This window comes from Bradyrhizobium sp. UFLA06-24 (genome assembly GCF_054967145.1).
Genome location: NZ_JADFUE010000002.1, coordinates 171,743 through 197,690 on the forward strand (window position 1 = coordinate 171,743; position 25,948 = coordinate 197,690).

A 25,948-nucleotide genomic window follows, 5' to 3' on the forward strand; every position below is an offset into this window, starting at 1 on the left:
GCTCACGGAATGATGCCCAGACTTTGCCCGGCCGCCACCGGCCTGATGATCCCGTAGCCGTAATCGTAGTTGGGCACCGCGCCGCCCATGGGGTGCGCTGTCGCCTGCAACACTCTAATCATGGCTGCAGGATCCGTCGCCGTGGGCGGCTGCGCGGTTCGCAGCGCGGCGACGCATCCGGATGCGACGGCACATGCGGCCGACGTTCCCGTGTCGGGCTCAAAGCCGCGCGGGCCGCGCAGGACCTTCGAGCCGAGAAACTGCGTATAGGCGGTGATGTCCGGTTTCTGCTGAGGCATTCCCGCGATCGACGGTCCTTGCGAGGAATAACAGACGCGCAAATCGTGGATGTCGCAGCCGGCGAGCGTCAGCACTTCGTCGTACGCGTTGGCGCCCATGATCATTCCCGTCGTCCGCTGCAGACACACGGCATTGGGGCAGCCGTCGCCGCAATTGCCTGCGGCGAAAAGGACGTCGGCTCCGAATGCCTTGAGCAGGGCGATGTAGAGTCTGAAGGGATGGCCGGGATTGTCGATGTAGCGCCGGGGATCACCAGGCGCAAAGTCGTCGAGGCTCGGATGGAAGATGCCCCAGCTGTTGTTGACCACGAGCGCGCTCTGCGGAATGACTGCAGTAAGCGCCCAGCGCCAGATCAGCACCAGGTAACCGCGCATCATTTCTCCGATCGTGGCGCTGACGGTGTGCTCCCCGGCCGGACGTCCAAGCAGCAAAGGATAGTCGAGCAGCGTCACGTTCGGGGCCACCGAAAGCACGCCATAGGCGCACATTGTACCGTGACCGATGCGATGAAGGCCCGGCATCGTCGCCACGGTCGGTGGCGTCCACGAATTGCTCACATCCAGGGCCGGATTGAAGCCGAGCCGCCTCGCCAGATGTGATCTGCAGATGCCGGTATCGACGATAGCGACGGCAATGTCCGTTCCATAGAGGCCGTTGTCCTGCAGCACCGAGGTGTTGAGGTCCTGCCGTACCGTTTCGGTATCGCCCGTTGCCTGGTTGGCAGGCGGCAGGGCAAGTAAACCGCGCACATCGGAATCCAGCCAGACCGGCTCCCCGTCATTGAAATCCGGCTTGGACAGAGTCGCTGGAGAAACGTATGCGCGGACGAGGAATTTCTTCGATTTCTCGAGCTCGAGAAGCGAGAACGCTTTTTCGCCTCTGTCCTTTGGCGAAACTGCAGGTCGCTGATCGACGCCATCCCAAATCGGTAAGGCGCCGAACTCGCCGTCGATCAAAAAGTCCGGCGCCGCGTTCTCGTGGACGTAATCGCGCATCGTGCCCACCGGACTATCGCCCTTGAGCAGGTCGTTCGCCGCCCCAATGAGCACGCTATTTTGATCACGCTGCACCAGCACTCGCACATAGCCGGTTGGCATTTCCCAAGGCGTCATAGCTGCCTCCGCTGCCGTGGTCAGGTTGCGCGCAAGCTCATTTCCATTCAGCCTGCGCGAGCTTGAATGTCGCCGCGTAGAACGGGCAAGCCGTCAGAAACGGCTTCAGCGCGACCGCGGCCTTGGCGCCCGCGTCAATGTCCTCGCGATAATGCAATCCTGCGATGACCCGGTTCATCGCGACTCGCGCGGCCAATGCCCGCAGCGGCTGCTTGTATTGGGGCAGCAGGTCGGCCAGGCACTCGGAGGTGAGCGTGCCAATGAGCGCGTGTCCGGCCGGATAGGACGGGTGGCCCGGAACCTGGACGGGCGGATACAGCGTCGGGCAGACCTGGCTTGGTCGCGGCTGGTACCAATAGGGTGGAGGCGCGGCGCCGCTCACGTTCGAATACTGGAGCTTGAGCGTGACCATCGCGAATTCGCCGACGCGGGCCACGATCTTCATCAGCAGGAACGTGTGCGGGTAGGCCGTGGCGCTCATGTTGAGAAGCTGCAGCCAGCGCAGTTGAAAATTCTGATCCTCCTCGACGATTTCGCCGAGCGCTTCCGGCCGCTCCGCAACTGCAAGCACCAGGACCTCGTCGACCATCTTCGCAGTGACAGGGTAGGTGGGCGGTGGCAGCGCGACGGCCGCCTGCCATTGCTTGCCCTTGATGGTCTGTGCCAGAAACTCCGGGAGGATCGTGACTGCGCGCAGATCCGGGTCCCACTCCGCGTCTCGGAACTTGGCGTCATAGGACCGCGTTATTGCGATCTCGGCGAGCGGCCGATCGGCCCGCATCGCGAACACGGGAGTGCCGCTGCCGCCCGACCCGCCTGCCCAGTTTCCTCCGAACCAATTGCCACCAAACCAGTTGCCTCCGAACCAATTTCCCCCCATGGCGGAATCCTCCTGTGGTTCGCTGCAAATGCAGCATGGTTTCAATCCGGCAGGCCAGCCTCTCGCAAATGGTCGATGAAGCGGTCCCGCAAACCCGCCTTGAACGGGCACCGCTCGCGATAGGCCGAAAGCTTGAATCGAGGCTGGATATCCGAAAGCATCCTGGTGACGCCCCGGGCCTCCTCGTGCTGGCCCTTTGCAACATAGGCAGCCGCCAGAACCCGCAGGTTGGCGGAGAGCCGACCGTTCAGAGCTGCGGTCTTGCGGGCCCACACGACCGCCTCATCGTAGTTACCATTGATGTAGTGGGCTTGGCCGAGGAACATCAGGTAAAAATAGGCCTGCGTGTCGGCTGGTGACAGACGCAATCCCTGTTCGGCGCGCGTAATCGCCGATTGGCCGTCCTCAAGATAGCCGTACACGCCACTGCTAAGGGTCCAAGCCATCGCATTGCCCGGCGATGCGCTCAAGGCTCTGTCAAACAAATCGAGCGCCGCGTTATAGTCCTTAAACAACAGCGCCTTGGTGTGTCCGAGAACGGCCAACGCGAAGCCGTCTGCCGGCGCCCGGTCGACCGCCGCGGTGGCAAGGCGCGCCGCTTCTGCCGCATCGGGCCCGCCCTCGGCGCCCCAACCTTGCGCGACATTGTGAATGTGCCACAGTGCCGCATAGGCATAGGGAGTTGCGTAGCTCGGATCCGAAGCGATTGCGGCCTGCAGCAGCTCGCCGGCTCGTCCGAAGTCGAAGAAATTCATGCGATACATGAAGTCGATCGCCTTCATGAGCAGCTCGTAAGCATTGAGGTTGTCCGAGCGTTTTTGTAGCGCACGCCTCAGTTCTGCCTCGCGGACCTGGGGGGCGATGCTCCATACGATGCGTGTCGCAATACGGCTTTGAAAATCAAATAGTTCCGAGACATCGCCATCGTAGTGATCTGCCCAGAGCACGACCCCCGCTTCGACGTCCTGCAATTCGACTCCAATTCGTAGCCGCTTGTCGGCTCGCCGGATGCTGCCGCTCAAGACGTATCGGACGCCGAGTTCTTGGCCGATCCTCTGGCTGTCGACCGGGCCGCTGCGATAGGGGGACGTCGACATGCTTGAAATAACGAACAGCCCACGGAGGTTCTGGAGCGCAACGACGATTTCGTCGGCCGTCCCATCGCCGAAGTAATCGTCTTCCGAGTTCGCGCCCTGCGTACGAAATGGCAATACCGCGATGTAAGGCACCTTGGCCTGACGGCTTGCTCTGCGGCCACCGCCCGACGGCAGCCGTTCGGCCTCTGGCAGCAGAAGAGAATAAGCGTGAACGGGGCGCGCAAGGTGCTTGAGCCGAAGGACGCCGAGGTCTTGGACGGGTACGTCGAGCCGATCCTTGATCTGCTGGAACATCTCGTCTGAAAGCACCACGCCGCCAGCCGGCGCGGACTGCTCGAGTCTCGCGGCTATGTTGACTCCCTTTCCGAAGATGTCCTCCGATTCGACGATGGTCTGCGCAACGTTCAGACCGATTCGGAATTGTATCTTCCGATCGTATCCTTCTCGGGTCTGTGCAGCGGAGACTTCGTGCTGCAAGGCGACCGCACAACGCGCCGCATCGAGCGAGGAATCGAAAGAGGCGAGAAAGCCGTCCCCCGTATTCTTCACGATCCTGCCGCGGAAGGAGACAATGCACGGGTTGATCACGCCGAAACGAAGCGCGCGCAGTCGCACGTGCGTTGCTTCCTCGGCCACCTCTGTCAGGCGAGCATAGCCCACGACGTCTGCAGCCAAGATCGCAAGTACGCGGCGCGCGGGCAGGGCTTCTGCAACATCGATCCCCGGATGATTCACCTCGGCCGCCCCGCTGTTTTGCAGAACAGGGGCAGGATAACATAACGCGAGGTCATTGATAGCGCCCACCGCGCACCTCCGACTCTGAACAAAGTCAGCCCCGCCTACGCGCGCCGACATTTTGGTGAACGAAGCGGCTCCCAAATCATATGCAGCAACCTCTCCAGGTGAGCGGCCGTGTCGGACGAGGCACAATTATCCCTTCCGCGAACCTGGGAAACTCGCTCCCCGCAGCGGATGGTCGGACTGATCGTTGCGGCCTTTTCGGCTCAATCTGCAAAGAGCTACAATCGATTTTCAGCAATTTGACTGCGAGACTGAAGGCCCGAGAGCCACAGTGTCGCGCGGCTGCATGTTACAGACGAACTGGAGGGGCGCTGTGAATTAGATCATACAGACGCGCAATTTCGTGTCACGAGCCCGGCGGTTGTACTTTGGTGATTTGCTCGCGTCGGTCGAGGGTGTTGAGGCCCCGCGGTCTACTGGAAATGAGGTGGCGAGCCGGAGCTTGGGATCGCGGCCGCGCGCGCGCCGTAGAAACCATGCGTCGACCGTGCCGCGGTGGCCGTCGTGAATGGCTCGTCGCCTCGGGCGGCAGGCCTGCGCCGACCCGCCTTGAACGCCGCATGTTCGCTCGTTACGCTCGAGAAAAACCGGAGATACGCATGAAACAACTTCGGATCGGCGATATCACCATCGATGCGGTGATCGAGCGGGAAGGGCCGTGGCGGCGGCCGCAGGATTTTTTCCATGGCTACGACGAGGGCGTGTTCAAGCAGCATCTGCCGACGATGGAGCCTGAGGTGTTCGACGCGGCCCGCGGCATGATGGTCATCACCTATCAGACGTTCGTCGTGCGTACGCCGCGCTACACCATTCTGGTCGACACCTGCACCGGCGAGCACAAGGGCCATCCGCCGCCGTTCGACTTTCCCGGCAAGGAGCGCTGGCGCAACGAATTGTTCGCGCTCGGCATCGGCTTCGAGCAGATCGACTACGTCTTCTGCACGCATCTGCACATCGACCACACCGGCTGGAACACGAGCTTGCGCGACGGCCGGTGGGTGCCGACGTTCCCCAACGCGAAATACGTCTTTCACAAAGGCGAGTACGCAGCCTGGGAGGCGGAGAATGCCAAAGGCAGCAACCCGCCCGGGACTGTGTTTCGCGACAACTGCCTGCCGATCGTCGAGGCGGGGCAGGCGCTGCTGGTCGACGACGACTATGCGCTGGACGATACCGTCACGCTGACGCCGACGCCGGGGCATTCGCCCTGTCATTGCTGCGTCAGCATCTTCTCGAAGGGCCAGCGCGCGGTGGTCGCCGGCGATCTCATGCATCACCAGATCCAGTGCCGCGAGCCGGAGTGGTCGTCGAAGCCGGACTGGGATGCGAAGCAGTCAGCGGTGTCGCGGCGGAAGTTCTTCGCTTCCGTCGCCGACACCGACACGTTGATCCTGCCGATCCATTTCCCGGCGCCGACGGTCGGACTGATCAAACCGTTCGGCGCCGCGTTCGACTATCGCTTCAAACGGGAATAGGGCGACCGCCTCTCGGACGCTCTAATAGGTGTAGAACATCCGCTGGATTTCCTTGCTGTCGCTCGTCTTGGTCAGTGCCAGCATCAGCAGGATGCGCGCCTTCTGCGGATTGAGCGTATCCGAGACGATGAAGTCGTGTTCGTCGTCCTTGGCTTCGCCGTTGCGCGCCACAATGCCGTTGCCGACCCGGCTGCTGCGAACGATGGCGACGCCTTTTTTGTGGGCCTCGTCGAGTGCCGGCTCGACCGCCGGCCGGGCCAGGCTGCCGTCACCCACGCCGGCATGTACGATCCCCTTGGCCCCGGCGGCGACGAACGCGTCGATCGCGACGCGGTTCATGTTGGCATAGCCGTAGACGATGTCGACTTGCGGCAGGGTATCGAGGTTGGACACGTCGAACTCGGAGTCCGCCGTATGCCGGCGGGTCGATTGACGATAGAAGTAGGGCTTGTTGCCCTGCATGTAGCCGAGAAAGCCGAGCTCGGGCGTGCGGAAAGTGTCGGCCGTCGAAGTGTTGTTCTTGGTGACGTCGCGCGCCGCATTGATCTGATCGTTGAGAGCGACGAGCACGCCCTTGCCGACCGCCTCTTCGCTGCCTGCGAGGATCACCGCATTGAAGAGGTTGATCGGGCCGTCCGCGCTGATCGCCGTCGAGGGGCGCATCGCGCCGACGACGACGACCGGTTTCCTGCTCTTGACCACCAGGTTCAGGAAATAGCTGGTTTCCTCGATCGTGTCGGTCCCGTGCGTGATGACGATTCCGTCCACGTCGTCCTGCGCGAGCAGCGTGTTGACGCGCTTGGCGAGCTTCAGCCAATAGTCATTGTTCATGTTCTCGCTGGCGATCTGGAAAACCTGCTCGCCCTTGACGTTGGCGACCGTCTTCAGCTCGGGGACGGCATTCAGGAGAGTCTCGATGCCAACCGTGGCTGCGGTGTAACCGACCACGGTGGTGCTGCTCGCGCCGCTGCCGGCGATCGTGCCGCCGGTGGCCAGAACCACGACATTGGGCAGACCGGGGCCCCTCGCATTTGCGACGTCAAGACTGATGAGCAACGCAAAGAGAACGCCCATTGTCGCCATCATGTGATCACGCACTCGGAACTGCCACATCTCGACCACCCTTTTCTACAAGCCTTGTCGATGTGCCCCGTTTCGCTCAGCGCTCTATGATCCGTCAGCGGCGGCGTTCTGTCTAGGGTGGCGTTGGCTGTTGTTTGCGCGCCCGGCGGGTGCGGACAGATGGCGATGGTCCTCCTTCTCTCGTGCTCAAACAACAAACGTCAATGCCCGGGACATGCCCGGGCACGACGAATTCGCGGAGCAATTGCTCGTTACAGAGGCAGCGAATCCGGAAGCCCCTTATGCGCCCATCTCGCACTTCTTCATGAAGCTGTTCTTGGCGGCGCCGGCCAGCGGCTTGCCATCGGAGCCGACAGCCTTGGGCGCGCAGGCGTCTTGCTTGCACTTCTTCATGAACGAGGTCTTGGCCGCGCCGGCAAGCGCCTTGCCATCCTTGCCGACCGCCTTGCTCTCGCAGGTGTCGTCCGCAAGCGCCGAGCCCGCTGCAAAGGTGGCAACGATCGCAGCCAGGAAAATCCGTTTCATCATTGGGTGTCTCCCTAAACCAAAATGGCGTTCCGGATTGGAGCCCGGAATCGTGGCGCAATCAAGCAGCGCCATCCGCGAGGGGCCAAATTTTCCGGCGGTTCAGCCGTCCCGGTTGCAATGCGATCAGACCCCGCGCGCCAGCAACGCCTTGAAATCGGCGCGCGCACGCTGCGCCTCGGCGCGGGCGACCTCGGAGGCCTCGCCCATGCCGAAATAGCCGTGGATCAGGCCGGCGCCCTCGTGATGCTTCACGCGCACGCCGGCGGCCTCCAGCGCTTTCGCGTAGGCCGCGCCTTCGTCGCGCAGCGGATCGAACCAGGCTGTGGTCACGATGGCGGGCGCGAGGCCTTTGAGCGACGCGGCCCGCAGCGGCGACACCCGCCAGTCGGAGGCATCGGCGGGATCGGCGAAATAGTGGCCGCAGAACCATTCCATCGTGGCGCGCGTGAGGAAATAGCCGTCGGCATTTTCCGAGCGCGAGGGAAAGCGCGCGTTCTCGCGCGCGTCCGCATAGAGGCCGACCGCGTCGGTGACGGGGTAGACCAGCAATTGTGCGGCGAGCCTGATGCCGGCATCGCGCGCCGCGATCGCGGTCGTGGCCGCAAGATTGCCGCCCGCACTGTCGCCGGCAACGCCAAGGCGTTTGGGATCGCCGCCAAATTCCGCGACGCGGTCGAAGATGTCGCTCGCGGCAGCAAACGCGTCCTCGAAGGCGCCGGGAAAGCGCGTCTCCGGCGGGCGGCGATAGTCGACGGAGACGACGACCGCGCCGGTCTCGATCGCGAGATTGCGCGCCTGTCTGTCGTGGGTCTCGAGATCGCCAGCTACCCAGCCGCCGCCATGGAAGAACACCACGGTCGGTGCGGGATCGGTGCCGACGCGATAGACGCGGGCATCGAGCGGGCCGGCGCCGCCCTTCACCTTGATGTCGAGCACGGCATCGACCGGCGGCGGCGGCACCGCGGCGCGCGCGGCAGCCAGTGCGCGCAAGGAATCGCGGGCGCTCTGTGGCGTCATCGTTGCGGGATCGCGCAGCGGCAGCAGCGGAATGATCTGGGCGACGACGGGATCGAGCGGCGCGGGCATCGGCGGGTCCTCACGGGGTTCTTGGTCTTGGTTGGCCGTTAGCATAGATTTGGCGCGCCGCATCGGCAACCGGCCGAGCGCTACAGTTGCAGTGCCGGCGAATGAACGGGCAGGGAGGCCTTGAGGTGGAATTCGAAACGCTGGTCCAGTCGCGCCGCAGCGTGCGCGGTTTCAAGAACGAGAAGGTGCCGCGCGCGGTGATCGAGGCGATCATCGAGAGCGCCAAGCGCGCGCCGTCGTCGATGAACACCCAGCCCTGGCATGTGCACGTGCTGACCGGCGCACCGCTCGAAGAGGTTCGCCGCCGCAACATGGAGGAGATGGCGGGCGGCGCCAAGGTCAAACGCGACATCGTCAGCCACGGCGAATACCAGGGCGTGCATCGCACCCGTCAGGTCGACATCGCCAAGAAGCTGTTCGGCGCGATGGGGATCGCGCGCGACGACAAGCCGATGCGGCAGGACTGGGTGCTGCGCGGCTTTCGCCAGTTCGACGCGCCGGTCTCGCTGGTGCTGACCTATGACCGCGTGCTCGATCCCGGCGCGGTCTGCCATTTCGATCTCGGCGCACTCTGCTACGGCATCGTGCTGGCGGCTTGGGACCGCGGGCTCGGCTCTGTCATCAACGGGCAGGGTATCATGCGGAGCGACATCGTGCGCGAGGTGGCGGGAATTCCCGAGGACGAGGTCATCATGACCTGCGTTGCGATGGGCTATCCCGACGACAATTTTGCCGCGAACGCCGTGCGCTCGGACCGCGAAGGTAACGAGGAGTTCGTCCGCTATGTCGGCTTCGCCGAGTGACTGAAGGAGGGAGAGGAGATTATTCCATCGCGAAATTTTTCGTGCGGACTCCTTACGACCCCTTGCAATCTTCACCGCGCAGGAGGAACAATATGCGGACTCGAAGGTTTGTTGCTGGCGCGAGGGAATTGACATGCGGCGGCTGGCTAGCCTGGTTCGATGGTTCTTCGGCCCGCGGATGCGGCGCCCGATCGATGACGATCCCACCCTTCCTTTTACTCCCGAAGAGTTCGGCAGATTGATCCGCAGCGGCAAGCGCGAGGACATGAAGCTGCTTGCCGAGGGGTTGAGCTGTCGCTCGATCCCGCACCGCATCAAGTACCGCGCGACGCACTAGGCGCGAGCGCACCACCATCGCGCAATTGCAGCGGGTGGAATGATGCTTGGGGCCGAGGTGCTTACTTGCTCTTCGCTGCGACTGCGCTAGCCGTTTTCTTTTTGCTGTCCGCGTTGACGAAGTGCACGCCGGCTGTGGTGCCGTCGATCCAGACCAGCTCGCAGCGCCGATAAGCCAGTCCGGTCGATGACAGCACCATAAAGAATTCCTTGGCCTGCAGCACGTCGAGTGTGCCTTCCACCTCGATCTTGGCGCCGGTGTTCGACACGTCGATCAGAACGCAGCTGCGCCGCCAGGTGCCGTCCGCTCCCATCAAATTCACGGGTTGCCGGTGATCCATTCTGACACGAGAGTCCTTGCGGCTGTCGAGCTTCATCGGCTGGTCCCCATTGCTGCGGTGCGATCGCGCGTGCCGGCGCTGGCCGCGATTTCCCCCCAGCGCACCGTCCATTGGCTGGTCGACAGGAGGAGCGTTTCGAACATCAGCTGCGCGCGTTCGCGTTGGGCGAAGGAGAGCCGTGCGCTGCTGCGGTTGCTCAGGATCGCAAGCGTCGTCGCCCAGTTCAGGCGTGACGCCCGGCAGGCCATCACCAGGCCTTCGCAATCGTCGTCGCTCATGACTTGCTCGATGATCTCGACCGGAGCCCCTGACAGCACCGACAGAGCGGTGAACAGATTGGCGGTCTCGCCGCGGATCGCGAAGCGGTTCACGGTGGAATCGCCGAGCTTGCCAATTCGGTTGAGCGCGACGATCTCGGGTCTTGCCTTGGCATAATCGGTCGAGGAGGGCCGGTTCCGCAGAGCCGGTAGTGCGTCCTGCGCGGGCGGAACGGAGGCTGCGTCGGGTTTGGCCGGCGCGGCCGTGCAGGAGGAAGTGGAGAGCAACTTGCGGACGACCAGGTCGGGTGTGTCGGGCCGGAGCGCCAGCGCCTTCGCGATCTCGCCGTCCTGGTCGGCCGTGGCGATCAGGGTGGCATAAGCCGTCTCGGAGAATTTTGTCCCGGGGTTCTTGATCAGCGCAAGGCAGATCCGCTCGCCGCGCTTGATCAGCGTCTCGGTCACTTCGGGCTCGATGCACTCGCGCGCTGCGATCGCGCGTTGATGCCGCTCGCCGCACGAGGCCGCCACCGACACGAGATCGGCCGTAGGGAGTGCCTGCGATTTGTGCAGGACAGGACACGCCACGTCCGGGTCGTCATGCATCGCAAGACGCCGCAATGTCTCGGGCGGAGCGACCGCAAGCGCGGCAAGTGCCGTGCTGAGCTGGATCAGCGCGCCGGCTGTGACCCGTTCGGTCAGGCGCAGCAAGACGCGGTCGGCCACGCCGGCCAGCAAATGCTGGGGCCAGTCGCGGTTGGCAGTGAGCAGGTTGACGACGCCTTCGAGAATGCGTGCGCAGCGCTCCGGGGGGCACGCAGCGACCGCGTCTTCCAATTCGACAAGGCTGTCGGCAGGCGAGTTTGCCATCATGGCAGGAGCCTGAACTGAAATAAATTGCAACGATCCAACGGTCGTCATTGCGCCTCGTAGGCGTTAATTTGGATTTTAGGCGTCACGCTTCCGGGTATCGGCGCACCGCTGGCGCTGCCGGAAACGATATCGAAATTTGGCAGGACACGAACCCTTGGCTTGTCCTTCGGACGAAATACTCGCCAATTGGTTGCGTGGGGCTAGTATGATTCTTTCGGTCTAACGGGCACCCGAAGGGACAGAAATCAGACCGGTATCGTGTCGGCGCGTCGCGTTGCGACGCGGCTTTTCAACTTGTCATGACCAGCATTGATGATGCGCCCGGGTTGGCGCCAAAGATATTTCGTTTTGCAGACGTCGATGAGTTTCGCTACGCGATCCGCGGCCTGAATTTCGATTTCACGCCGCTTGGACGGGGGATTGCGACCGAGCAGATCATTCTGCAATTGCCCGGCTGCGACGTGAACATGACGCGGGCATTTCCGCGCGTGGTCGATGCGCAGCTGGGCGCGGATTGCACCGCCGTCGGCTTTGCGATGGACGACCTCGACGTGCCGATCCGCTTCAACGGCACGCGGCGGGACCGCGCGGCCATCGTTGTCGGCAGCAGCGGGGCGGCCTACAACACCATCCAGGAGGTGGAGCGGCAGATTGCTTCGGTCGTATTCCGGCCGGAGGTGAAGGATCGCGGCTGGCCCGAGACGAATTCCAGCTTCAAGATATTCGAGACCAGTCCGCCTGCGCTGCAATGGCTGCGAGCGGTGGTGAGGGAGGTGATGGCGGCCGCGTCCGAGCCGATCGATTCCGCGGAGGTGCCGCTGAAGGGGGCGGCGATGAAGGAATCGCTGCTCAGTGCGGTCGATGTCGTCTTCGCCAATGTCATGCCCGCGCGCTGGACGCTGCGGCCGAACGACGAGCGGCAGTTCAAGCTGTTCCAGGACATCCGCGCGCTGCTGTCCGAGGATCTCGGCCAGCCCATCTACAGCGAGGAGATTGCGCGCAAGCTCGGCCTGTCCGTCCGGACCATGCACGATGTCGTTCTCCGCTATCGCGGCATGAGCCTGCACCGCTATTTGCGCCTGCGGCGGCTCTGGCTGGTGCGCCAGCGGCTGCTCGCCGGCGCCGACAGCGTGAAGGCCGTCGCGCTCGCCTTCGGTTTCTGGCATCTCAGCGATTTCTCCCGCAGCTATCGCGACCAGTTCGGCGAGACGCCGTCGGAGACGCTGGAGCGCGGTCGGCGGCGATAGCGCGACAAAGCGATTGGGGCGGCGCTTCGGTTTCGTGCTAGTGTGCTGGCCATGAGCAATCGCATCCTCGTTCTCTACGGTTCCTACCGTTCCGACCGCATGGGCATCCGCCTTGCGAATTTCGTCATTGATCGTCTGCGTAGTCGCGGCGAGGAGGTCGAGTTGATCGACGCCAAGGCCATCGGCCTGCCGATGCTCGACCGCATGTACAAGGAATATCCCAAGGGTACGGCGCCCGAGGGGCTGGAGAAGCTGGCAGGTCAGATTCGCGGCGCCGATGGTTTTGTCTTCGTCACGGGCGAATATAATTGGGGCATTCAGCCCGGGCTGAAGAACCTCACCGACCATTTCCTGGAGGAATGGTTCTGGCGGCCGGCCGCGATCGTGAGCTATTCCGCCGGACGTCTGTCGGGCGCGCGGGCTTCAACCGCCTGGCACGGCACCCTGTCGGAAATGGGCATGGTGGTGATCTCGAGCACCATCGGCGTCGGACCGATCGCGCAGACGCTGTCGGTCGAAGCCGAGCCGATCGGCGAGGGCGGCAAGGCGCTGGAACGCTCGTTCCCGCGCTTTGCGGACGATCTCTCGTGGTGGATCGAGGCGGCCAAGGCGCAACGGGCGCGCAAGGCGCCGCCGTACTGATCTCATTCTCCGCGAATATGGTCCGCAGTCCGAATGCAGCGAAGCGCAATCCGGGGCGGTGCCGATGAGGTGCGAGATCCCGGATTTCGTTGTCGCTCCATCCGGGCTACGATGCCTCTGCCTAAGCAGCCCTGACTTCACCGAGGAAGCGGTCGAACTGGCCGGCGAGGTCGCGCGACTGGGTCGAGAGCTGCTCGGCGGCGCCGAGAACCTCTCTCGCGGCCGCACCGGTGTCGTCGGCGGCGCGCTGCACGCCGGATATGTTGGTGTTGACCTCCTGGGTGCCGCGGGCGGCTTCCTGGACGCTGCGGGCGATCTCCTTGGTCGCCGAGCCCTGTTCTTCGATCGCGGCCGCAATCGCGGTGCCGATCTGGTCGATCTCGCCGATGACGTCGGCGACGTTGCGGATCGCGGCCACGGTCTCGTCGCTCGCGGTCTGGATTGCGGTGATCTGCTCGGAGATTTCCGTCGTGGCCTTGGCGGTCTGGCCGGCCAGCGATTTCACCTCTGACGCGACCACGGCAAAGCCGCGACCGGCATCGCCGGCGCGGGCGGCCTCGATGGTCGCGTTGAGCGCGAGGAGGTTGGTCTGCTCGGCAATGCTCTGGATCAGCGTGACGACGTCGCCGATCTTCTGGGCACCCTCGGCCAGCGCGCGCGCGGTGTCGCCGGTGCGGCGGGCGTTGTCGACGGCGCGGGCCGCGATCTCGGTCGATTGTGCGACCTGGCGGCCGATCTCGGCGATCGAGGAGGTCAGCTCTTCCGTGGCGCTGGCCACGGTCTGAACGTTGGTCGAGGTCTGCTCGGAGGCGGCCGCGACGACCGCGGCCTGGCTGTTGGTCTGCGCCGCCGTCGAGGTCATCGACTGGGCCGTGCTCTCCATGGTAGCGGACGCCTGCGAGAGCCCGCCGACAAGCTTCGTGATCTTGGCTTCGAAGGAACGGGTCAGTTCGTCGAGCGCCTGGGCGCGCCGCATCTTGCCGTCGTTCTCGGCCTGCTTCTCGGCCGCGAGCCGGTCGGCCCGGATCATGTTGTCCTTGAACACCTGGACGGCTGCGGCCATCGCCCCGATCTCGTCGGAGCGTTCGGCGCCGGGGATGTCCTCGGCAACGTTGCCCTCGGCGAGTCGCGACATCCGGGTCGTCAGGTTGACGATCGGGGCGCAGACGCGGCGGCGGACCATCACGATGAGGCCGACGCTGGCGACCAGCACGGCGAGGAGGCCGACGAGCGCGATCGTGAAGCTGGTGCGTGCGGCGCTGGAGGCGCTGGCGAGAATCTGCTCGGCATTGTCGTAGAAAGCATCGCGGACGTCGATGATGGTGCCGAGGCCGCGCTGCGTGGCGGCGTAATAAGTCTCCATGTCGTGTTCGTACTTGCCGCTGACGGCACCGTCCTTGACCATCTTGAGCTCGCGGCCGAACTCCTCGACATAGATTGCGTTGAACTTCTCCAGCGCGGCGGCGACGTTCGCCGGTGTCGTCGGATTGCCGCGCAGTTCCTGCAGCGACATGACGAGCTGGTCGTTGCGGCCCTGGGAGCGGCTGATGTCGGCCTTCTCGGCGTCCGTTGCCGGTTTCTTGCCGCCGACGAGATTCTTGTGCAGGCTGGAGTTGAATCCGCCGACGTCGCGCAGCGTCATCGCGATGTTGGCATAGCTTGCTTGGCGATAGGCATCGCCATTGAGAATCGCCATGCGGCGGACCTGCTCGTTGAGCAGCGCGGTGACGCCGGCGTTGAGCACGGCGTTGTCGGCGACGATCTTCTTGGCCGCGTCCTTGCGCGCCTCTGCCGGCCCGGCCATCGCCTTGTCGATGGCCTCGCGCAGCGCGCTGAATTTCGAATTGATTCCGTCGATGTTGCTGCCGATGGTCGCGCCATCATCGAACGAGCCGGGCAGCTCCTTGCGCACCGCATTCATCTTCTCGCGCGCGCCGTCGGTCTGCTGGCGCAGTCTGCCTTGTTCGGCGAGCTGCGCCGGATCGATCGTCGCCGGCCCGTACAGGATGTTGGTGGAGAAGCCGCGCTCGGGATTGAGATAGCGCGGGATGTCGCTGACGGCGCGAACGATCGCGAGCCGGCCCTGTGCCTCGGTGACACGCTCGATCGTCTGGTATTTCGTCACGGCGACGTAGACGGCGAGACCGCCGCCGACAGTCGAGAGCGAGACGATGGCGGTGGTCAGGAGCGTACCGATTTTCATGATTTGTCCGGCATTGACGCTGGGAGAAAGATATTCTCCAAAAATAGAGGTGGCGTATTAATCCCGGGTTTACGCTGCCGGCCGCCGCTGTCGCGGTCACCCGGCCTGTTGATCGAGCGAGGCGAGAATCTCCAGCGTCGCGCCATCGGGCTCGCCTGCGAAATAGCGAGCAAGCGCCTCGTCGAAAACAGGCTCATCGGAGACCGCGCCGAACAGCGTCATCGACGAGCGGAATTTGGCGTCGTCGGGCGCGCCGAGGATCGCATTGATGCTCCGCCCCTGGACGGCAAGCACGAGGCGGGTGCATTCGATCAGGCGTGGACCGAGAATGGGGTGGGCCAGATAGGCCTTGGCCTCTGCCCGCGAGCCGATGGCGTAGCGCTGGGACATGGCGCTGAAGCCGAGGCCGGCGATCTGCGGGAAGACGAACCACATCCAGTGAGTCTGCTTCCGTCCTTGGGCGAGCTCCCCCAAAACGGCGCGAAAAACCGGCTCCTGGGCCCTGACGAAGCGCTTTAGATCGAAAGGATCGGTCATTGGATACCTCAGGCGGGCTTGCCGGCCGCGATTATGCCTAACTTTTGGCTCCCAATGTGGTAGCTGGTATAGAGTCTCCGGGTGGGGGTTGGGTCCCCCGGGGGTCGATTTGGGGATCTGATGGTTTCCGACCGCGCAAGCGCCGAGAGGCTATTGTCGCGCCGCCGTATTGGGCGAGCCGAGACGATATTGCTGTCGATGGCCGCCATCGCGCTGGCGCTGGGCGCCGCCGCATGGGTCGCTGATATCGGCGACTCGACCCCGCTCGTGTCAGCCGCGCTGCCGCCGGCCAATGCTCCCTCGTTCGAGGACCGTTTCGCCTCGCTGTCGGGTAATCCGTCCGCTCGCGATCTTGGCTTGCGGACGATGGAGCGGTCCGCGCTGAATGCGGTCCAGCTCAAGCTTCGCGATGCCAAGGCGATGCTCGCCCAAAAACTCCAGGGCGACGACTGGCGCTCGATCCTGACCGAAGATGACAACAACAAGCCCGCCGCCGAAGAGGCCAAGCCGACGCAGCGCGCCGATGCCGTCCCGATGCCGCGCTCGCGGCCGGTCCAGGCCGACTTCTCCGCGCAGATCGCCTCGAGCCAGGCCTATGCCGACACCAATCCCAGGGTCGACAATCGCAACTTCTTCGAAAAGTTCACCGACAAGATCAGGCTGGCTTCGCTGACGCCCGGCGACGGCCTGCTCGGCAGGGCGCCGGATCTCGCCGCGCTCGGTTACGATTCGAAGACGGCGGTCTATGATATCAAGGCCAAGGCGCTTTACTTACCGAGCGGCGTCGCGATCGAGGCTCATTCGGGCATGGGCGCGCTGATGGACGATCCTGATCATGTCGACCAGCGCATGGTCGGTGCGACCCCGCCTGCGACCTACGACCTCAAGCCGCGCGAAAAACTGTTCCACGGTGTTCGCGCCTTGCGCATGACGCCGACCGACGGCACCAGCGCGCTCGGCCGCGTCGGCCTGCTCACGCACACCTACATGCTCGGTCCGCGCGGCGATTCCAACGGTTGTGTCTCGATCAAGGACTATGACCGCTTCCTCAAGGCCTACGACAATGGCGAATTCAACCGCCTGGTCGTGGTGCGAAGCCTGGGCGAAGCGGCGACTGCCTCGCAGCGCACCGCCAATAACACCGATTCCTGAAACGCGACGTGACGTTTGCCTGCTGCGGCGGGGCTGCCGTTTTCCCTTCGTTAAGCCGTTGTCGTCCAGAAGCAGCCCATGAGTGATCCAGCAAGCTCCGAGACCCCGCTGCGCACGACGTTCAAGATCAAGCTGAACGGTGACACGCTGGCGATCGCGACCGTCGGCCAGGCCTATCAATTCCTCACCAACTTCAAATCGGTCGAGTGGATGGAATTCCGCTCGCTGCATGAGGAGGCGGTCCAAGCGCTTGAGGGTGCCGCCGGCAACGCCATGCTCGCCGTCCAGGCGACGAATGCGGTGCGGGCGCTGTTCGTGAGCGCGAAGCTGCTCTGAAGCAGGCGTTCTCCTGCTGCTCGCATCAACCGGCAATCCCTGGGGCCGCGACGAAGTCGTAGCGCGTGTCGGGGCGAGGCCCACACCTCGTCACCGCAACCTCGCGGCTGGCTGGCTCGGCGGCCGGACCCTCCTTTATCATGGCTTGAACTGCATGACAGGAACGGGCAAACGGTCCGCGAAGACCGTGGCTGACGCCACTCGTTTCAAGTCTGACGCCAAGAAAGGGAGCCCATCATGAAACGCCGTACATTCCTCAGGGGCGGCGCGATCGCCGGCGCGACGACGCTGGTTGCCGCCCCCGCGATCGCGCAGAGCGCGCCCGAGATCAAATGGCGCCTGACCTCGAGCTTCCCGAAGTCGCTCGACACCATCTACGGCACGGCGCAGACCTTTGCGAAATATGTTGCCGAAGCCACCGATAACAAATTCCAGATCCAGACCTTCGCGGCGGGCGAGATCGTCCCCGGTCTCCAGGCACTGGATGCCGTAAGCGTTGCGACCGTCGAGATGGCGCAGACGCCGCTCTATTTCTACATCGGCAAGGAGCCGGCACTGGCCTACGCCACGGGTGCTCCGTTCGGCATGAACCATCGTCACCAGGAGTCCTGGTGGTACTTCGGTGGTGGCGCCGACCTCGCCAACGAGGCGCTGAAGCCGTTCAAGGCGCACGCCATTCTCTGCGGCAATTCCGGTACCCAGATGGGCGGCTGGTTCCGCAAGGAGATCAAGACGGTCGACGATCTCAAGGGCCTCAAATTCCGCATCGCCGGCATGGGCGGTCATGTGCTGGCGCGGCTCGGCGTCGTCCCGCAGCAGATCGCGGGTGGCGACATCTATCCGGCGCTGGAGAAGGGCACGATCGACGCGGTCGAGTTCGTCGGCCCCTATGACGACGAGAAGCTCGGCTTCCACAAAGTCGCCAAGTACTACTACTTCCCCGGCTGGTGGGAAGGCGGCGCCATGCTGCACATGATCGTCAACGACGAGAAGTGGGCCAGCTTGCCGAAGCAGTACCAGGCGATCGTCAACCAGGCGGCCTCGGCCGCCGGGGCTTGGATGCTCGAGAAATACGACAGCGTGAATCCGGCGGCGTTGAAGCGGCTGATTGCAGGCGGCGCGGAGCTGAAGGCATTCCCGCAACCCGTGATGGAGGCCTGCTACAACGCGACCCAGGAACACCTGAACGAACTCGCCGCCAAGAGCGGCCTGTTCAAGCGCACCAAGGACAGCCACGACACGTACATGAAAGAGCTGCTGTTCTACACGCAGATCGCGGAGAATTTTTACGACAACTATCTGCTCAGCAAGATGCGCAACAAGAGCTGAGCCCGAGACGGGCGGGGCTGTCTTTGCAGCAGCCTCGCTCGCGTAGGGTGGGCAAAGGCGCTCTTGCGCCGTGCCCACGTTCTGCCGCTTCATCGGCAATGATGGGTACCGCTTGCGCTCTGCCCAGCCTACGTGGTCTGAGCGCGTGGCTCAGGCCGCGCCCAACCCCAGCTTCGCGTAAATCCGCCGCGCATATGCGCCAAACGCGTCCGTCGTCTTCAACGGCAGGTCGCGCGGGAAGGGCAGGTCGATGGGGAAGTAATCGGCCATCTTCGCGGGTCCCGCGGTCAGCACCGCGCAGTGCGACGACAGGAACACCGCCTCCTGGATCGAATGCGTGACGAAGACGATGGTCTTGCCGCTCTCGCGCCAGATCCGCAGCATCTCCAGATTCATCTGCTCCCGCGTCAGCGCATCCAGCGCGCCGAACGGCTCATCCATCAGGATCAGTTTTGGGTCGTGGATGAAGGCGCGCGCGATGGCGGTGCGCTGCTGCATGCCGCCGGAGAGCTCTCGCGGATATTTCTGCTCATAGCCGGCAAGTCCGACGAGCTTGAGCAGATCGCGCGCCCGCTCGCGTGCAGCCTTCATCGGCAGACCGACGATCTCGGCGGGCAGCAGCACGTTGTCCAGGATGGTGCGCCATTTCAAGAGCAGCGCCTGCTGGAACACCATGCCGATGTCGCGGCTCGGATCGAACGGACTTTTGTCATTGCCGATTGTCACCGTGCCGCCATCGGCGCCGTGCAGGCCGGCCAGGATCTTCATCACCGTGGTCTTGCCGCAGCCGGACGGGCCGACCAGCGAGACCAGCTCGCCTTCCTGCACGTCCATCGTGACGTCGGACACCGCCAGAAATTCGGCGCCGCCACTGCGATAAACCTTTCGGACGCCTTGCAGGCTGATGAAGGGTCTTGAGCTCATGAAAGCCATTTGCTCAAATTGGCGGCGACGAAGGCATCGTCGCTGAGGTCGGCGTGCTCGCGCGTGACGCGATCGATCTCGTCTTTCTGACCGGGGCTGAGGCCTTCGTTCGGATCGAGGCACCACAGGCCCTGCATCAAGCCCTGACGCCGCAGGATTTCGTGGCAGCCTGCGATGCAGCCATGGAAATTGTTGGCGACGTCGAAGAAGGCGCTGTTGCAATCGGTGACGCGGGCATCGAGCGCGAGCAGATCGGCCGGCACGCTGTCCTTGTGCCGCATCGCCCTGCAGCGCTCGAACTGCTTGACGGCGCTCGCCGTCCAGACCGACCAGTGGCCGAGCAGGCCGCCTTTGAAATAGGTGCGCGTGGTGACGCCCTTGTCGCGAAGGTCAAACGGCAGCATGAGGTCGAGCAGGATGTGATCGTCGTTGCCGGTGTAGAGCGCGACCCGGTCGAGCGCGCCGGCGGCTGCGACGCCGCGCAGCACATCGAGCGTACGATAGCGGTTGAACGGGGCGATCTTGATCGCGATCACGTTGTCGATCGCGGCAAAGCGCTGCCAGAAGCGGCTCGACAGGAGGACGCCGCCGACAGCGGGCTGCAGGTAGAAGCCGACCAGCGGGATCTCGGCGGCGATCGCCGTGCAATGCGCGATGATCTCGTCTTCGGAGGCACTCTTCATCGCGGCGAGGCTGAGCAGGCCGGCGTGATAGCCGATGTCGCGCGCGGTGCGCGCTTCAGCAAGGGCCTGCTTGGTCGGACCGGCAAGTCCCGCCACCATCGCCAGCGGACGCTTCGTCCAGTTCGCGGCGGTCTCCGCAGCAAGCTCCAGCACGGGACGATAGAGACCGACGTCGCGGATCGCGAACTGCGTGGTGTGGACGCCGACGGCAAGGCCGCCGGCGCCGGCGTCGAGGTAATAGCGCGTGAGCGCACGTTGATGCGTCTTGTCGAGCTGCCGCTCGGCGGTGAGCGCGAGCGGATGCGCCGGCAGCACGGTGCCCTCGGCAATCAGCTTGCGGATGTCGCTGTCGATCTGGCTGTGGTGCATGGTGTCCTATCCGAATTCGGGGCCGGCGACGGCGAATGGCAATTCCTCGCCCGCTGAAGTGGCGGGGCCGAACCGCATCCGCTGGAACGGGCGCTCGATGGTCCAGCCAGATGCGGTCAATCCTTCGAGGAAGGCTTCCTGCGGGGCGACCGCGTCGAGCAGAAGAGGACCGGTCTCGGAGCGTACGATCGCATCGACCAGGGCCAGCGCTGCCGCGGCATTGTCGGCGAATAAGGGGCCGACGTGACGGGCGGTCCGGCCATCGCGAACCAGCGCGATGGCTCCGTTCGCGGAGACGATGCGCGAGCCGGAGCGCTGAGCGAAAGCTGAGAGCAGAGCGGTGCGATCGAGCCCGGTGGCCCGCCGGTCGCGCGCGCGAAGCGCATCGATGCTCGCGGAGGAAGATTGTGGCGCTTCGGCCCGCGCGGACTTCGCGAGCTTCAGCCGGCGCAACTGCAGCGTCGGCGTGAATCCGAGCGGGCCATAGACCGCGACGCCGTCAGGCGTCGCGTCGAGCCAGCTGGTCAGGCCGTTCTTGCGTGCCGTCTCCAGGCAGGCATCGACGAGGCGCGTCGCGAGGCCGCGCCGACGGTGACTTGCTGTCACCAGCACCATGCTGATCCAGGCGTTGTTGCCGGAGTAGGGCAGCAGCGCGGCGGTTGCCACCAACAGCACGCCGGTGCGGATGCCGAAGACCATGCCGTCGCGCAGGAAGATGCGCCAATCCTCTTCGGTCTGGTTCCAGTGTGCTTCCGTCGACAGCACAAGCCCCGCCATCGCATCTTCGGGGCCGAGCTTGATGACGGCAGGTCCGTCAGTAGCGGCCATCGCGCACCTCGTATTTGGTCGGCTTGCCGAGGCTCGGCATGGCGCGGGAGACCCAGTCGGCGGTCCAGGCGATCAGCTGCTCGGTGTCCACCACGGGCAGACCGAATAGCTTCACGGCCTGCGAGGTATCCGTCAGCCACGCCGTCGGCTCTTCTTTGCCCGTCAGTACTGGGGCGCGGCCGAAGCGGTCGCCGAACTTTTGTGCGAGATCGCGAACGGCCAAAATCTCGTGGCCGCTGACATTGATCGGCGAAGTTGGCGTCGTGCAGTGCGCCAGGCACCGCAGTGCCTGCGCGGACGCGTCGCCCTGCCAGATGAAATTGACATGGCCGAGGCTGACGTCGATCGGCGTGCCCGCGAGCACCTTTGTCGCGATGTCGTGCAGCACGCCGTAACGCATGTCGATGGCGTAGTTGAGCCGGAACAGCCGGCCCGGCGTTCCGAACTTGTGCGAGAAATACTCGAACATGCGCTCGCGCCCCACGCAGGACTGGGCGTATTCGCCGGGCGGGTTCGGCGCCATCTCCTCGGGCGAGCCTGTGCCGTTGACCGGGACGAAAGGGTAGACGCAGCCGGTCGAGAACGCGACGATCCGCGACGATGGGAAGGCCTGCGCGACCAGCGCCGGCACATGCGCGTTCATCGCCCAGGTCAGCGACAGATCGCCCTCGGCGCCGAACTTGCGGCCGGCCATGAAGACGATGTTCGGCGCTTTCGGCAGCGTATTGATCGCGGCCTCATCCAGCAGGTCGCAATTGATGGTCTCGATGCCACGCGCTTGCAGCCAGTGCTTGACGCTTGCGTCAGTGAAGCGGGCGACCCCGATGACGCGTCGTTGGGGCGCGGCCGCTTTCGCAAGACCTGCCAGCGTCGGGCCCATCTTGCCGGCGACGCCGAGGATCATGATGTCGCCCTCGACCTTGTTCAGACCGTCGATCAGCTCCTGCGTCGGCCGGCAGAGGAGATCGTCGAGGGCGGCGATGTCGGGGATGGTTTTCGGCAGCGTCTGGCGGGTGAGGAGCATCGATTGATCCTTGGTCAGGTTTGCCTGGCGTCGCCCACGACGAACATGCGTTCGAGGGCGAGCACCAGGCCGTAGAGGGCGACGCCCAGCAGGGTCAGCAGCACGACGGCCATCACCATCGCGGGCGTGTCGAGCGAGGATTGCACCTGGATCATGAGGTAGCCGAGCCCGCGTTCCGAGGCGATGAACTCGCCGACGATGGCGCCCGCGACCGCGAGGATGGCGCCGACCTTCATGCCGGAGAAGATGTAGGGCAGCGACCCCGGCAGCTGGATCTTGCGGAACAGGGTCCAGCGCGAGCCGCGCAACGATTTGACGAGATCGAGCAGATCGGGCTCGACCTCGCGCAGCCCCCGCGCGGTGGTGAGCAGGATCGGAAAAAAGCAGATGCTGAAGGCGATCAGGATGTTCGGCAGGATGCCGTAGGAGAACCAGACGATGAAGAGCGGGCCGAGCGCGACCTTCGGAATCATGTTCAAGGTCACGAACAGCGGCAGCAGGACGAGGCTGACGAGGGGGGCCCAGCTGAAGATCACCGCGAGCGCGACGCCGACGAAAGCGCCGAGCGCGAAGCCCCCGAGGATCTCGATTCCGGTCACCAGCGTATTGGCGCCCCAGGCATAGCTTGCGGTGCCCAGCGTCTGCACCGTCGCGAGCGGCGAGGGCAGGATGAATTTCGGCACGTGGAAGGCGTCAACCGCGACCTGCCAAAGCACGAGCACGGCGAGGTGCACGATCAGGACGATCGCAAAGCTGCGCGCCGGATTTGCTCCGCGAGCTGCCACCTGTTGCTCCTAATTGCCGCGGCTACCCTGCCACGTCGGCGAGCCTAACCGGCCTTCCGCCAAGTTTCAACCAGCTGGTTGATTACGGCCGGAGCGACTGCAGCACCAGATCGACGACATGGCGGCGGCGGGCGCGACGCGCGGTGCGGCTCGACAGGTCCTTGCCGAAGATTGCCGACAGCGTCGGCGTGTTGGAGAAGAAGAAATAACTGAGGCCCGCGATGGAGATGTAGAGCTGGACGGGGTCGATCCCGTTGCGGAATAGGCCCGAGCGCACGCCCTCGTGAAGGATGTGGGAGACGCTCTTGACCAGCGGCGAATGCATGGCCTCCAGCCGCGTCGAGCCGCGGACGTGGCGGGCACCGCCACGGTTCTCGTCGTTCAAAAGCACGATAAAATCAGGGTTCGCCGCCAGATGATCGAACGAGGCCTCGATCAGCCGGCGTATTGCCTTGTCCGGCGGCAGGCCCTCGAGATTGAGCCTGCGCTCCTGCTCGCGGATGTCCTCGTAGACCCATTCGAGCACGGCGAGGTAGAGCGCGTCCTTGTCGCCGAAATAGTGGTAGACCAACTGCTTGTTGACGCCGGCGCGCTCGGCGATCTCGTCGACGCGGGCACCGGCAAAACCGTGCCTGGCAAACTCCTGGCGCGCGGCGGTGAGCAGTTTCTTGCGGGTGGCGACGGGGTCGCGCCGCTGCGGCGCGGTGTCGCCTGATCGTTTTGCGCGCATTTCCAACCAAACAGTTGACAAGTTGAGGGCGGGCTTGTTGCATTGGTAGCCTCACATGGGAAGAGCGACAAGCCGGGTCGCGGGATCGAGGAGAGATGCGATGAAGCATTTGCAGGCGGCTTTTGTAGCCCTGGTGCTCGGTGTATCGGCGCCGCCGGCGAGCGCGGGCGAGGCGGTCAACCTGATCCTGAACTGGACGCCGACGGCCGACCATTCTCCATATTATTATGCCAAGGCGCAGGGCTGGTACGAGAAGGCCGGCATCGACCTCACCATCGAGACCGGCAAGGGCTCCGGCGTCTCCGCGGCCAAGGTGGGCTCGGGCGGCTCGCCATTCGGCGTCTCCGATCTCGCCACCATGCTGGTGGCGAGGGGCAAGGGCGCCGACGCGGTGGCTGTGATGAGCGTCTACGCCAACACCGGCCAGACGTTCTATTGGCTGAAGAGCTATGGCGTGAACGGCGTGAAGGATTTTGCCGGCCACAAGATCGGCAATCCGCCGGGCGACGCCTCGCGCGTGATGTGGCCAGCCTTTGCCAAGGCTGCAGGGCTTGCGCCTGACTCCGTCAGCTTCGTCAACATCGGGCCGACCGCGAAGATCGCCGCGCTGAAGAGCCACACCGTCGACATCATCAGCGACTTCTACAACGAGCATGATCTGAAGGTGATCGAGTTCGGGCAAGATCTCGGCTACATCAACTGGAAGGACATCGGCCTCAATCCTTACGGCAATTCGTTGATCGTCAACGGCGCCTATTTGCAGAAGAACCCGAAGCTGGTCGAGGCGTTCGTGCGCGTGACGCAGAAAGCCTTTGCGGCCTGCGTCGCCGACGTCACGCCCTGCCTGAAAGCGTTGCTCGACCAGGTCTCCGGCCTCGACAAGGAGAACCAGGAGCGCCAGTGGGAGCGCATCAAGGTCTTGATGACGGACGAGTTCACGACGACAAAGGCGCTGGGCTGGATCGACGGCGAGCGAATGAAGAAGGACTATGAGCTGGTCCAGACCTATCTAGGCATGGAGAAGCCGTTCGACGTGACGACGGCGTTCACGACAAACATGCTGGATCCCGCCATCAAGATGGATGCGAGCAAGGTGAAGAAGTAGGGGGCGCAACGCCACCGCTTCCTCATTCCGAGCGCAGCGAAGCAATCCAGAGTCTCTCCGCGGAGGCAGCCTGGATTGCTTCGCTGCGCTCGCAATGACGATTTGGATACAGCGAACACTTATCCATTCCCGTCAGCTTGAGGTGGCCGCTTCTTCAGCGGCCCTCGAAGGGCGACGGCCCGGCGGCAACTGGGCCGTGCGTCCTCCGAGGTCCCCGTCCGGCGCTTGGCGCCGGACGTCTCGCGCCTCAGGATGACAGGGCGAGAGAAGACTAGAGGCGGCCCATCCACGTAGCCCCACGGAGAAATTAACCGGCCGTTAACCATATCGGCGCCATCGTTAACCATTCAATAACAGGGAACGAGTCGGCCGCCATGGAGGCCCTAGCAAAACCTCAACGCCAGATGGTGCGCCTGCGCGGTCGCTCCTATGTGGCTTTCGTGTTCGTGCCGACGGTCCCGATCCAGGACTGGCTGCTGGAGATCGACGCCACCATCGCCCGCTCGCCGGGCTTCTTTGCCGGCCGGCCCGTGGTGGTCGACCTGTCCTCGGTCGATCTCAGCCAGTCTGGCATCGGCCATCTGCTCACCAGCCTGCAGGACCGCAACATTCGCGTGCTCGGCATCGAGGGCGTGGAGGAGGGCCGGTTGACGCCATCCATGCCGCCGCTGCTCTCGGGCGGGCGGAGCTGCGTGGTCGAGCAGAGTGCCCCCAAGAAATCCGAGGCGAAGGCCGAGAGCAAGCCGACCTCGCTGCTGCTCGAGAGCCCCGTGCGCTCCGGCCAGACCGTGATCTTCCCCGACGGCGACGTCACCATTCTGGGCTCGGTCGGCTCCGGCGCCGAGGTCGTGGCCGGCGGCTCCATCCACATCTACGGCGCGCTCCGCGGCCGCGCCATGGCCGGTGTGAACGGTCACACGAGCGCGCGCATCTATTGCCAGAAGATCGAAGCCGAACTGCTTGCAATCGATGGGTTTTATCAGACTGCCGACGACATCGATTCCGCTCTTCGCGGCCGGCCGGCCCAGGCCTGGCTGCAGGGCAACACCATGCGAATTACCGCGCTGAACTGACCAGAAGGA

At 64.2% G+C, this 25,948-nt stretch carries 26 protein-coding genes; 10 read left to right on the forward strand and 16 right to left on the reverse strand.

Annotated features, from left to right (window positions below):
* Nucleotides 1–2: 2 nt before the first annotated feature.
* From IF809_RS03265 to IF809_RS03275, 3 genes are all read right to left on the reverse strand, one after another.
* Nucleotides 3–1,412, reverse strand: coding sequence for a S8 family serine peptidase (locus tag IF809_RS03265; protein WP_462836800.1), 1,410 nt, complete (start codon nt 1,410–1,412; stop codon nt 3–5).
* A 37-nt stretch (nt 1,413–1,449) separates the two neighbouring features.
* Nucleotides 1,450–2,193 (reverse strand): phosphatase PAP2 family protein, encoded by a 744-nt coding sequence (locus IF809_RS03270; protein WP_244659372.1) that lies wholly within the window; start codon nt 2,191–2,193, stop codon nt 1,450–1,452.
* Between the two features lie 140 nt (nt 2,194–2,333).
* Entirely contained in the window at nt 2,334–4,193 is a 1,860-nt protein-coding gene (locus IF809_RS03275) for an adenylate/guanylate cyclase domain-containing protein (protein WP_244659373.1), read from the reverse strand.
* A 596-nt stretch (nt 4,194–4,789) separates the two neighbouring features.
* Between IF809_RS03275 and IF809_RS03280 the strand changes: the two genes are divergently transcribed.
* Nucleotides 4,790–5,665, forward strand: a complete 876-nt coding sequence (locus IF809_RS03280; RefSeq protein WP_462836801.1) for an MBL fold metallo-hydrolase — start codon at nt 4,790–4,792, stop codon at nt 5,663–5,665.
* A gap of 21 nt (nt 5,666–5,686) precedes the next feature.
* Here the strand turns inward: IF809_RS03280 and IF809_RS03285 are convergent, their stop codons facing one another.
* The 3 genes from IF809_RS03285 to IF809_RS03295 form a co-directional block, all read right to left on the reverse strand.
* The gene (locus IF809_RS03285; RefSeq protein WP_244659374.1) at nt 5,687–6,739 is read right to left on the reverse strand and encodes a type II asparaginase; all 1,053 of its coding nucleotides are present in this window, start codon (nt 6,737–6,739) and stop codon (nt 5,687–5,689) included.
* Between the two features lie 288 nt (nt 6,740–7,027).
* The gene (locus tag IF809_RS03290; protein ID WP_128965923.1) at nt 7,028–7,276 is read right to left on the reverse strand and encodes a hypothetical protein; all 249 of its coding nucleotides are present in this window, start codon (nt 7,274–7,276) and stop codon (nt 7,028–7,030) included.
* 123 nt (nt 7,277–7,399) lie between these two features.
* Nucleotides 7,400–8,362 carry an alpha/beta hydrolase gene (locus IF809_RS03295; protein ID WP_128965924.1) on the reverse strand — a complete coding sequence of 321 codons (963 nt, stop codon included), beginning with the start codon at nt 8,360–8,362 and terminating at the stop codon, nt 7,400–7,402.
* A gap of 125 nt (nt 8,363–8,487) precedes the next feature.
* On the opposite strand from IF809_RS03295, the gene IF809_RS03300 reads away from it, so the two are divergent.
* Nucleotides 8,488–9,165, forward strand: coding sequence for a nitroreductase (locus IF809_RS03300; RefSeq protein ID WP_462836802.1), 678 nt, complete (start codon nt 8,488–8,490; stop codon nt 9,163–9,165).
* 133 nt (nt 9,166–9,298) lie between these two features.
* A complete protein-coding gene (locus IF809_RS03305) occupies nt 9,299–9,502 on the forward strand; it encodes a hypothetical protein (protein WP_128965926.1) in 204 nt (67 codons plus the stop codon).
* Nucleotides 9,503–9,563: 61 nt separating this feature from the next.
* On the opposite strand, the gene IF809_RS03310 is transcribed toward IF809_RS03305, so the two are convergent.
* Both IF809_RS03310 and IF809_RS03315 read right to left on the reverse strand, forming a co-directional pair.
* Nucleotides 9,564–9,878, reverse strand: a complete 315-nt coding sequence (locus IF809_RS03310) for a PilZ domain-containing protein (RefSeq protein ID WP_128969319.1) — start codon at nt 9,876–9,878, stop codon at nt 9,564–9,566.
* Entirely contained in the window at nt 9,875–10,972 is a 1,098-nt protein-coding gene (locus IF809_RS03315; protein ID WP_462836803.1) for a DUF2336 domain-containing protein, read from the reverse strand. The genes IF809_RS03310 and IF809_RS03315 overlap by 4 nt, the downstream gene beginning before the upstream one ends.
* Nucleotides 10,973–11,271: 299 nt before the next feature.
* Here IF809_RS03315 and IF809_RS03320 point away from each other — a divergent pair, with 299 nt between their 5' ends.
* Together IF809_RS03320 and IF809_RS03325 are read left to right on the forward strand one after the other, a co-directional pair.
* Nucleotides 11,272–12,219 (forward strand): AraC family transcriptional regulator, encoded by a 948-nt coding sequence (locus tag IF809_RS03320; RefSeq protein WP_462836804.1) that lies wholly within the window; start codon nt 11,272–11,274, stop codon nt 12,217–12,219.
* 51 nt (nt 12,220–12,270) lie between these two features.
* Nucleotides 12,271–12,861: an NADPH-dependent FMN reductase gene (locus tag IF809_RS03325; protein ID WP_462836805.1), complete on the forward strand. Its 591-nt coding sequence runs from the start codon at nt 12,271–12,273 to the stop codon at nt 12,859–12,861.
* A 121-nt stretch (nt 12,862–12,982) separates the two neighbouring features.
* Here the strand turns inward: IF809_RS03325 and IF809_RS03330 are convergent, their stop codons facing one another.
* Nucleotides 12,983–15,064: a methyl-accepting chemotaxis protein gene (locus tag IF809_RS03330; protein WP_128965930.1), complete on the reverse strand. Its 2,082-nt coding sequence runs from the start codon at nt 15,062–15,064 to the stop codon at nt 12,983–12,985.
* Nucleotides 15,065–15,160: 96 nt separating this feature from the next.
* A complete protein-coding gene (locus tag IF809_RS03335) occupies nt 15,161–15,601 on the reverse strand; it encodes a DUF1810 domain-containing protein (RefSeq protein ID WP_128965931.1) in 441 nt (146 codons plus the stop codon).
* Nucleotides 15,602–15,790: 189 nt separating this feature from the next.
* Here IF809_RS03335 and IF809_RS03340 point away from each other — a divergent pair, with 189 nt between their 5' ends.
* The 3 genes from IF809_RS03340 (at nt 15,791) to IF809_RS03350 (ending at nt 18,418) form a co-directional block, all read left to right on the forward strand.
* A complete protein-coding gene (locus IF809_RS03340) occupies nt 15,791–16,753 on the forward strand; it encodes a DUF2778 domain-containing protein (RefSeq protein WP_164939016.1) in 963 nt (320 codons plus the stop codon).
* A 78-nt stretch (nt 16,754–16,831) separates the two neighbouring features.
* A complete protein-coding gene (locus tag IF809_RS03345; RefSeq protein WP_128965933.1) occupies nt 16,832–17,089 on the forward strand; it encodes a hypothetical protein in 258 nt (85 codons plus the stop codon).
* A gap of 237 nt (nt 17,090–17,326) precedes the next feature.
* The gene (locus tag IF809_RS03350) at nt 17,327–18,418 is read left to right on the forward strand and encodes a TRAP transporter substrate-binding protein (RefSeq protein WP_128965934.1); all 1,092 of its coding nucleotides are present in this window, start codon (nt 17,327–17,329) and stop codon (nt 18,416–18,418) included.
* 150 nt (nt 18,419–18,568) lie between these two features.
* On the opposite strand, the gene IF809_RS03355 is transcribed toward IF809_RS03350, so the two are convergent.
* From IF809_RS03355 to IF809_RS03380, 6 genes are all read right to left on the reverse strand, one after another.
* On the reverse strand, nt 18,569–19,351 hold the full coding sequence (locus tag IF809_RS03355; protein WP_462836806.1) for an ABC transporter ATP-binding protein: 783 nt from the start codon (nt 19,349–19,351) through the stop codon (nt 18,569–18,571).
* Nucleotides 19,339–20,394, reverse strand: coding sequence for a dihydrodipicolinate synthase family protein (locus tag IF809_RS03360; protein WP_462836807.1), 1,056 nt, complete (start codon nt 20,392–20,394; stop codon nt 19,339–19,341). Before IF809_RS03360 ends, IF809_RS03355 begins: the two co-directional genes overlap by 13 nt.
* 6 nt (nt 20,395–20,400) lie before the next feature.
* On the reverse strand, nt 20,401–21,222 hold the full coding sequence (locus tag IF809_RS03365; protein ID WP_462836808.1) for a GNAT family N-acetyltransferase: 822 nt from the start codon (nt 21,220–21,222) through the stop codon (nt 20,401–20,403).
* Nucleotides 21,209–22,246: an NAD-dependent epimerase/dehydratase family protein gene (locus IF809_RS03370; RefSeq protein WP_462836809.1), complete on the reverse strand. Its 1,038-nt coding sequence runs from the start codon at nt 22,244–22,246 to the stop codon at nt 21,209–21,211. The genes IF809_RS03365 and IF809_RS03370 overlap by 14 nt, the downstream gene beginning before the upstream one ends.
* Nucleotides 22,247–22,260: 14 nt before the next feature.
* Complete coding sequence (locus IF809_RS03375) at nt 22,261–23,031, reverse strand: ABC transporter permease (protein WP_128965939.1); 771 nt, start codon at nt 23,029–23,031, stop codon at nt 22,261–22,263.
* 82 nt (nt 23,032–23,113) lie between these two features.
* Complete coding sequence (locus tag IF809_RS03380; protein WP_462836810.1) at nt 23,114–23,761, reverse strand: TetR/AcrR family transcriptional regulator; 648 nt, start codon at nt 23,759–23,761, stop codon at nt 23,114–23,116.
* 100 nt (nt 23,762–23,861) lie between these two features.
* Here IF809_RS03380 and IF809_RS03385 point away from each other — a divergent pair, with 100 nt between their 5' ends.
* Nucleotides 23,862–24,866 carry an ABC transporter substrate-binding protein gene (locus IF809_RS03385; protein ID WP_462836811.1) on the forward strand — a complete coding sequence of 335 codons (1,005 nt, stop codon included), beginning with the start codon at nt 23,862–23,864 and terminating at the stop codon, nt 24,864–24,866.
* A 374-nt stretch (nt 24,867–25,240) separates the two neighbouring features.
* Nucleotides 25,241–25,939, forward strand: a complete 699-nt coding sequence (gene minC / locus IF809_RS03390; protein ID WP_128965942.1) for a septum site-determining protein MinC — start codon at nt 25,241–25,243, stop codon at nt 25,937–25,939.
* Nucleotides 25,940–25,948: the final 9 nt, after the last annotated feature.